This is a genomic window from Streptomyces sp. NPDC057253, from assembly GCF_042669125.1.
Lineage (GTDB): Bacteria > Actinomycetota > Actinomycetes > Streptomycetales > Streptomycetaceae > Streptomyces.
Genome location: NZ_JBHUXV010000065.1, coordinates 45,741 through 53,731, shown reverse-complemented (window position 1 = coordinate 53,731; position 7,991 = coordinate 45,741). Strand labels below are relative to the sequence as shown.

The following is a 7,991-nucleotide window of genomic DNA, read 5'->3' as shown; positions in this document are numbered from 1 at the left end:
GCCCCCCCTTTCGGGGCCTACCGCTTCGTCCGGGCCGCGGCGGCCACGGGTTCCGCGGCGGCCCGCGGGTGTTCCCCGCGCGACAGCAGCAGATACACGGCCCCGCCGACCAGCCCCGACAGCAGGAAGCTGCAGTCCACCCCGCCGGTCAGCGACAGCAGCGGCCCCTCGTACGACGGCAGCGAGACCGCCAGCAGGCCCACGCCGGCGCCCAGCGCCCAGGACACCGTCGCCGGGAGGTTCCAGCCGCCGCGGTACCAGTAGATCCCGCCCCGGGAGCGGCGGTTGAAGACCTGGAGGGCCTCCGGGTCGTAGACGCCCCGGCAGCGGGCGAAGCCGATGAGGGTGACGACGGCCCAGGGGGTGCCGATCGCCGTCAGCAGCAGCACGAAGGACGTCATCGCGTCCTGCGCCGACGACCGGTAGTGCCCGACGAAGACACAGGCCGTCGCGACCACGGCGACGGTGTACGTCGCGGTCGCCCGGGACGCGCGCGGCAGGATCGCGTCCAGGTCGAGGCCCATGGAGTAGAGCATCAGCCCCGCGTTGCCGACCGACCCTGCGGAGGCGGCCAGCAGCAGCGGGACCAGGTACCAGGCGGGGGACGCCGACACCAGGGGGCCCGCGTAGTCCGCCGCCGCGCGTGCCGCGTACGCCGTGAAGGTGCCGAAGAGCTGGGGGACCAGGAGACCCGCGACGAGGCCCAGCCAGGTGGCGTGCAGGACGCGGCGTGAGGTGTGGCGGGCCGGGGAGATGTAGCGGGTGTAGTCGCCGAGGAGCGTGATGAAGGCGACGGGACCGGACAGCCCCGCCGCCACCAGCGCCAGCAGCCAGGTAGGCCAGAAGCCGCCCAGCAGGTACCCGCCTGCCTCCGGCAGCGCGGCGGTGGTGAAGTGCGGGGCGTAGGCGAGGACACCGAGGACCAGCAGGGCCGTCATCCCGACCGCCAGCACCCGGGACATCGCCAGCAGCACGCGGTAGCCGTACACCGCGCCCGCGACGGTCGCCGCGGCGAGCAGCCCGTAGACGACGCCGTACGACCATCCGCTCGCCGGGAGCCCGGTCAGCCGGCCCAGCGTCCCCACCATCACGTCGCCGCCGATCCACACCGTCAGGGCGGTGTAGCCGAGGGCCAGCAGGAGGCCGACGACCGAGCCGACCAGTCTGCCGCGCACGCCGAACTGGGCGCCGGAGGACGTCGACAGGTTGGTCGCCGTGCGCAGGGAGATCAGGGCGAGCGGGGCCGTGAGGGCGGTGCCGAGCAGGGTGCCCGCCACGATCGCGCTCACCGAGGCCCACCAGCCCAGGCCGAAGGACGGCGGCAGCCAGCCGAAGACGATCACGCCCAGGCAGAGGTTGGAGCCGAGCAGGATCGAGACGAGGTCGCGGGGGCCGCTGGTGCGTTCCTCCTCGGGGACGGTGTCGACTCCGCGCTGTTCCATCGGCATGCTGGTCTCCCTTTGTTAGAGCGACGTTCAATGTGGGGCGCTTCTGGCTCTGCCGTCAACCTTTCCGTCGAGGGATTTTTATGTTTAGAGTGATGCTCTAAAGAAGGGAACGGCATGCGGCTGACCCCTACCGAACGCGACCGGCTGCTGCTCTTCGGCGCCGCCGAGCTGGCCCGGGCCCGCAGGGCGCGCGGACTGCGGCTGAACGTCCCGGAGGCGACCGCGCTCATCGCGGACACCGTCTGCGAGGCCGCCCGGGACGGGGTGCGGCTGGCCGAGGCCGTGCAGCGGGCGCGGTCGGTGCTCGGGCCGGACGACGTGCTGCCCGGCGTCGCGGACGTCGTCACCGAGGTGCATGTCGAGGCGGTCTTCGAGGACGGCTCGCGGCTCGCGGTCGTGAGCGATCCGATCGGCGGCGGGCTCGGCGACACGGCCCCGGGCGCGCTGCTGCCGGGACCGGTCCACCAGGAGCCCGAGCCGGTCGTACGGCTGACCGTCACCAACACGGCCGGCGTGCCCGTCTCCGTGACGTCCCACTTCCACTTCTTCGAGGCCAACCCCCGGCTCGACTTCGAGCGGGCCGCGGCCTACGGCATGCGGCTCGCCGTCCCCGCCGGGTCCTCGGTGCGCTTCGGTCCGGGCGAGAGCGTCGAGGTCGGCCTGCTGCCGATCGGGGGCGAGCGGATCGCCATCGGCTTCGCCGGACTCGTGGACGGGGCGCTGGACGCCCCGGGCGCGAGGGAGGAGGCCCTGCGGAGGGCCGCCGCCTGCGGATATCTGGGGGTTCGCGACGAGGACGACGAGGACGACGAGGACGACGAGGACGACGAGGAGGCCGTGCGATGAGCCGTCCTGGAGGGCACCCCGCCGAAGCCCGGCGGCTCACGCCCCACGAGTACGCCGCCGCTCACGGCCCCCGTGCCGGTGACCGGATCCGGCTCGGGGACTCCGGGCTGGTGGTCCGGGTCGAGGAGGACTCGCAGCGGTACGGCGACGAGTTCCTCGCGGGGTTCGGGAAGACCGCGCGGGACGGGCTGCACCTCAAGGCCGCCGCCGTGCGCGAGACCTGTGACGTGGTCGTCAGCAATGTCGTCGTGATCGACGCCGTGCTGGGGATCCGCAAGGTCTCCATCGGCATCCGGGAAGGGCGGATCTGTGCCGTCGGGCGGGCCGGGAACCCCGACACCCTCGACGGGGTGGACGTCGTCGTCGGCACCGGCACGTCGATCGTGTCCGGCGAGGGGCTCATCGCCACCGCCGGAGCCGTCGACACCCATGTCCATCTGCTCTCGCCGCGGATCATGGAGGCCTCGCTGGCGTCCGGGGTGACCACCGTCATCGGGCAGGAGTTCGGGCCCGTGTGGGGCGTCGGGGTCAACTCGCCCTGGGCTCTGCGGCATGCCTTCAGCGCCTTCGACGCCTGGCCCGTCAACATCGGCTTCCTGGGCCGGGGTTCGTCCTCCCACGAGGCGCCCCTCATAGAGGCCCTCGCGGAAGGCGGCGCCTCCGGCTTCAAGGTGCACGAGGACATGGGCGCCCACACCCGCGCCCTGGACACCGCCCTGCGCGTCGCCGAGGAACACGACGTCCAAGTCGCCCTGCACAGCGACGGGTTGAACGAGTGCCTGTCCGTCGAGGACACCCTGCGCGTGCTGGAGGGCCGCACCATCCACGCCTTCCACATCGAGGGCTGCGGCGGCGGTCATGTGCCCAACGTCCTGAAGATGGCAGGCGTCCCGAACGTCATCGGCTCCTCCACCAACCCGACCCTGCCCTTCGGCCGGGACGCCGTCGCCGAGCACTACGGCATGATCGTCTCCGTCCACGGCCTCAAGCCCGACCTGCCCGGCGACGCCGCCCTGGCCCGTGACCGCATCCGCGCCGGGACCATGGGCGCCGAGGACGTGCTGCACGACCTGGGCGCGATCGGCATCACCTCGTCGGACGCGCAGGGCATGGGACGCGCGGGGGAGACGGTCCGCCGTACCTTCGCGATGGCCGGGAAGATGAAGACCGAGTTCGGCGCGCCCGACGAGCACGACAACGAACGCGTCCTGCGCTACATCGCCAAGCTGACCATCAACCCGGCCATCGCCCACGGCCTCGCGCACGAGGTGGGGTCCATCGAGGTGGGCAAGCTGGCCGACCTCGTGCTGTGGCGACCGGAGTACTTCGGCGCCAAGCCGCAGCTGGTCCTGAAGTCGGGCTTCCCGGCCTACGGCGTGGTCGGCGACCCCGGTGCGGCCACCGACACCTGTGAACCCCTCGTCCTGGGACCGCAGTTCGGGGCGCACGGTGCCACCCCCGCCGAGATCTCCGTCGCCTTCGTCGCGGGGGCCGCCCTCGACCAGGGCCACGACCTGATGCCGACCCGCAGGAGAAGGGTCGCGGTCCGCGGCACCCGGGGCATCGGTCCGGCCGACCTGCGCCTCAACTCCCGTACCGGAGCGGTGGACGTGGACCAGCGCACGGGCCTGGTGACGCTGGACGGCGAACCGATCCGCTCCGAACCGGCCGAGTCCGTCTCCCTCAACCGCCTGTACTTCCTCTAGGACCCGTGGACCTGTGATGACCTACCGCATGCCCCCCGAGTGGGCCCCGCACGAGCGCACCTGGATGGCCTGGCCCGGCCCCAACCCCACCTTCACCGACGACGAGGAGCTGGCCGCGGCCCGCACCGCCTGGGCCTCGGTCGCCCGCGCGGTGCGCCGCTTCGAACCGGTGACGATGGTGCACGGCCCCGGCCACGCCGACTCCGCGCGCGAACTGCTCGGTCCGGACGTCGAGTTGGTGGAGCGCGAGCTGGACGATGCGTGGATGCGGGACATCGGCCCGACCTTCGTCCATGACGAGGAGGGGCAACTGGCCGCCGTGGACTGGGTGTTCAACGGCTGGGGCGGCCAGGACTGGGCCCGCTGGGAGCACGACTCCAAGATCGCCCGGCAGGTCGCCGACCTCGCCGGGGTGCCGGTGCTGAGCAGCGCACTGGTGAACGAGGGCGGCGCGATCCACGTCGACGGCGAGGGCACCGTCCTGCTCACCGACACCGTCCAGCTCGGCGCCGGGCGCAACCCCGGCTGGACCCGGGAGCGGGTCGAGGCGGAGATCCACGCCAGGCTCGGCACCACCAAGGCGATCTGGCTCCCGCGCGGCCTTTCCGGCGACTACGGCAGGTACGGCACCCAGGGCCACGTCGACATCGTGGCCGCCTTCGCCCGGCCGGGCGTGGTCGTGGCCCACGTCCAGCCGGACCCCGCGCACCCGGACCACGAGGTGACCAGGGAGGTCGTAGGCCTGCTGAAGTCGGCGACCGACGCGCGGGGGCGGCGCCTGGAGGTCGTCGAGGTGCCCGCCCCGACCGTGCTGGAGGCCGACGGCGACTGGGTCGACTACTCCTACATCAACCACTACCTCTGCAACGGCGGTGTGGTGCTGTGCGGTTTCGACGACCCCCGCGACGAGCTCGCGGTCGGAATCTTCCGGCGGCTGTTCCCCGAGCGGACGGTCACGCTGGTCGACGCGCGGACCGTCTTCGCGGGCGGGGGCGGCATCCACTGCATCACTCAGCAGCAGCCGAAGGCCGCGGTCAGGTAGAACGTACGCGTGAACGTACTGCTCTGCGCCACCTGCGGAACCCGGCCGACCGAGCCGGTCCGGCGGCTCGACGCGATGTCCGAGTACCCCGGCCGGGACGGACTCCCGGGCTGCAGCCGCTGCGAGACCCGGCTCGTCGCCGGTGCCGTGCGGGTGGAGGGTGCCGCGTGAGCACCCGCCGCCGCACGCCCGCCCCGCCTCGCGAGGACGTCCTGGCCGCCGCCATGGGGATGATCGCCGAGCGCGGACTGGAGAAGCTCACCATGGCGGCCCTCGGGCGGGCGGTCGGCATGAGCAGCGGCCACCTTCTCTACTACTTCCGCTCCAAGGACGAGCTGCTGCTCCAGGCCCTGGAGTGGAGCGAGGGACGGCTCGGCGCCGAGCGCGGCCGGCTGCTCACCCGCACGGCGACCGCCCGCGCCCGGCTCGACGCGTACGTCGACCTGTACGTCCCGGACGGCCACCGCGACCCGCACTGGACCCTCTGGCTGGAGGTCTGGAACCGCTCGCAGAACGCCGACGCCGACGCCCGCGACCGGCAGGCCGCCATCGAGGGCGCCTGGCACCGCGACCTGGTCGCGCTGCTCGCGGAGGGGATCTCGCGAGGGGAGTTCCGGACCGTCGACCCGGACCGCTTCGCGAGCCGGCTGCGGGCCCTGCTCGACGGTTTCTCCATCCATGTGGCGATCGGGCTGCGCGGCACCGACCGGGGGACGATTCTCGGCCACGTACGGGAGTTCCTCGACGAGAGCCTCCTCGCGGACGCGTGACCTCGCGCCCGGGTTGTACGCAATAAGGCCGATTGACCCTGTGGTCGGTGGTGCGTTTGCCTCGTGGGGAGCCCTCGGCGCGGGGCCGGGGGTAATGCGTCAACGGGGATCACAGGGGGGAACATGTCCAGAGCCGCCGTATGCCTCTTAGGCGCGGCCCTGCTCGTCACGCTCACCGCACCCACCGGGACCACCGCATCCGCACCGCGGGGACCGCACGGCCCCCGGGTGGACCGGGTCAGCACCGCCGCCGACGGCGGCCAGGCCGACGGGGCCTCGGGCGACGCCTCGATCAGCGCCGACGGCCGTACCGTCGCGTTCGTGTCCACCGCGGCGAGCTTCGGCTGCGGCCACTTCACTCCGTGTCTGCTGGTGAAGGACGTGCGCGACGGCGGGCTCACCCGGATCGACCTCGGCGACGGCCACACGTACGACTCGCCGGCGCCGAGCGCCGACGGCGGCCGTGTCGCCTTCTCCGCCGGCACCCGCTTCCTGGCCCCCTACCTGTACGACCGTGCCACCGGCCGCGCGGAGAAGCTGTGGCCCCAGGATCCGCCCGGCTTCAACGAATTGGGCCGGGCGCAGTCCATCAGCCCGGACGGCACGCACGTCGCGTACACCCTCGGCAACCGCAACGGGGATCAGAGCAGCCGCCTGCTGTACGTCCGCGACACGGCCACCGGCACCGACACCCTGATCTCGGCGGCCGAGGAGGGCCAGAAGAACGGGGCCTCGGTGAGCGGTGACGGCACGCGGGTCGCGTACGGACTCCGGGTCGACGACGAGCAGGATCCCGCCGACGTCTACGTCAGGGACCGCCGGACGGGCGAGCGGACCCAGGTGGACACCGGCCTCGGAGCCGCCACCCTGGTCCGCGTCACCGCGGACGGCCGCCGGGTCCTCCTCCACGCCGAGGGCGGCCTGTACGTCCACGACCTGCGCACGGGCCAGTCGCGGCGGGTGGCCGACGGGATCCCCGGCGCGGCCACGGCGGACGGCCGGTACGTGGTCGTCGACGGCGAGGACGGCACGCGCGTGCGTGATCTGCGCACCGGGGCCCGCGGGGCCGCTCTCCCGTGGGCCGCGCAGGTGCTGGACGACGCGCTGGCCGCCAAGGGCCGTGCGGTGGTGTTCGGTTCGGCCGCCTCCCACCTGGTGCCGGGCGACACCAACAGGGAGTCCGACGTGTTCGTGTTCTCCGGCGAGCTGGGCAGGAACCCGGCGCCGGTGCCGTCCGTCACCGAGCGGGTCGGCGGGCCGAGCGGCGCCTCCCGCGACCCGGTGATGGGGGAGAACAAGGTCGTCTCCTTCACGTCCGAGGGCGATGTGTTCGTGAACACCCCCGTGGGCGTCTCGCAGGTCAACTCGGCCGGGCAGAGGCCTTCTTCCGAGGGCAGCCCCTGCTCCAGCGGGCGCATGGTCGGCTATTCGGGACCGTACGGCCCCGACGGCGGCCCGGCGGTCCACGTCCGCAACCGCGCGGTCGGCAAGCTCACAGGCATCGCCTCCTACCAGGGCGTCCGCTTCACCCGGGTGGGACAGCCCGTGGTCGACCCCAGCTGCCAGTGGCTCACCTACGTGGCGACCCTGCCCGCGACCGACGCCGACCCGCACCCCCGACCCCGCGTCTACCGCTTCAAGTTCAACGGAGGCGACACCGACGTGGTCAGCGCCCCCACGAACGAGCCGGCCGGCAACCCGGCCATCACCTACGACGGCCGGTACATCGCCTTCGAGCAGGGCGACCGCGTCCACGTCCGCGACCTCGACACCGGGGCCCTGACGGAGCTCGGTCCCGGCTCGGCCCCGTCGATCAGCGCGGACGGCCGCAAGGTGGCCTTCCAGCAGGGCTCCCGGGCCGTCGTCCGCGACCTGGACACCGGCACCACGATCCGGGTCAAGGGCACCCAGCCCTCGCTCGCCGGAGACGGCACGGCTCTGGCGTACACCTCGGGCCGCTCCGTGTACTGGCTCCAACTGGCCACCGGAAAGCGGCAGTTGATCAGCGTGGACCGCTGGGGCGGTCGGAACGACCTCCCGGCCGGGCACCCGTCCGTCAACGCCGACGGCACGGTCGTCGCGTTCGAGTCGGCCTCACCCGATCTGGTGGAAGGGGACACGAACGGGGTGACGGACGTCTTCCTGCGGACAGTGCAGTGACCAGCAGCGACAGCGATGA

7 protein-coding genes are annotated in these 7,991 nt (G+C 72.9%); 6 read left to right on the top strand and 1 reads right to left on the bottom strand.

What is annotated here, in order from left to right:
* Positions 1 to 17 precede the first annotated feature (17 nt).
* Positions 18 to 1,448: a cytosine permease gene (locus ACFULQ_RS29945; RefSeq protein WP_383549777.1), complete on the bottom strand. Its 1,431-nt coding sequence runs from the start codon at positions 1,446 to 1,448 to the stop codon at positions 18 to 20.
* A 114-nt stretch (positions 1,449 to 1,562) separates the two neighbouring features.
* On the opposite strand from ACFULQ_RS29945, the gene ureA reads away from it, so the two are divergent.
* The 6 genes from ureA (at position 1,563) to ACFULQ_RS29915 (ending at position 7,972) form a co-directional block, all read left to right on the top strand.
* Positions 1,563 to 2,294 carry an urease subunit gamma gene (gene ureA, locus ACFULQ_RS29940; RefSeq protein WP_383549774.1) on the top strand — a complete coding sequence of 244 codons (732 nt, stop codon included), beginning with the start codon at positions 1,563 to 1,565 and terminating at the stop codon, positions 2,292 to 2,294.
* The gene (locus ACFULQ_RS29935; RefSeq protein ID WP_383549771.1) at positions 2,291 to 4,000 is read left to right on the top strand and encodes an urease subunit alpha; all 1,710 of its coding nucleotides are present in this window, start codon (positions 2,291 to 2,293) and stop codon (positions 3,998 to 4,000) included. The genes ureA and ACFULQ_RS29935 overlap by 4 nt, the downstream gene beginning before the upstream one ends.
* Positions 4,001 to 4,016: 16 nt before the next feature.
* Complete coding sequence (locus tag ACFULQ_RS29930; RefSeq protein ID WP_383549768.1) at positions 4,017 to 5,042, top strand: agmatine/peptidylarginine deiminase; 1,026 nt, start codon at positions 4,017 to 4,019, stop codon at positions 5,040 to 5,042.
* A gap of 9 nt (positions 5,043 to 5,051) precedes the next feature.
* Entirely contained in the window at positions 5,052 to 5,213 is a 162-nt protein-coding gene (locus tag ACFULQ_RS29925) for a hypothetical protein (protein ID WP_383549766.1), read from the top strand.
* A 53-nt stretch (positions 5,214 to 5,266) separates the two neighbouring features.
* A complete protein-coding gene (locus tag ACFULQ_RS29920) occupies positions 5,267 to 5,812 on the top strand; it encodes a TetR/AcrR family transcriptional regulator (protein WP_383549780.1) in 546 nt (181 codons plus the stop codon).
* Positions 5,813 to 5,935: 123 nt separating this feature from the next.
* On the top strand, positions 5,936 to 7,972 hold the full coding sequence (locus ACFULQ_RS29915) for a hypothetical protein (RefSeq protein ID WP_383549762.1): 2,037 nt from the start codon (positions 5,936 to 5,938) through the stop codon (positions 7,970 to 7,972).
* The last annotated feature ends 19 nt before the right edge of the window (positions 7,973 to 7,991 follow it).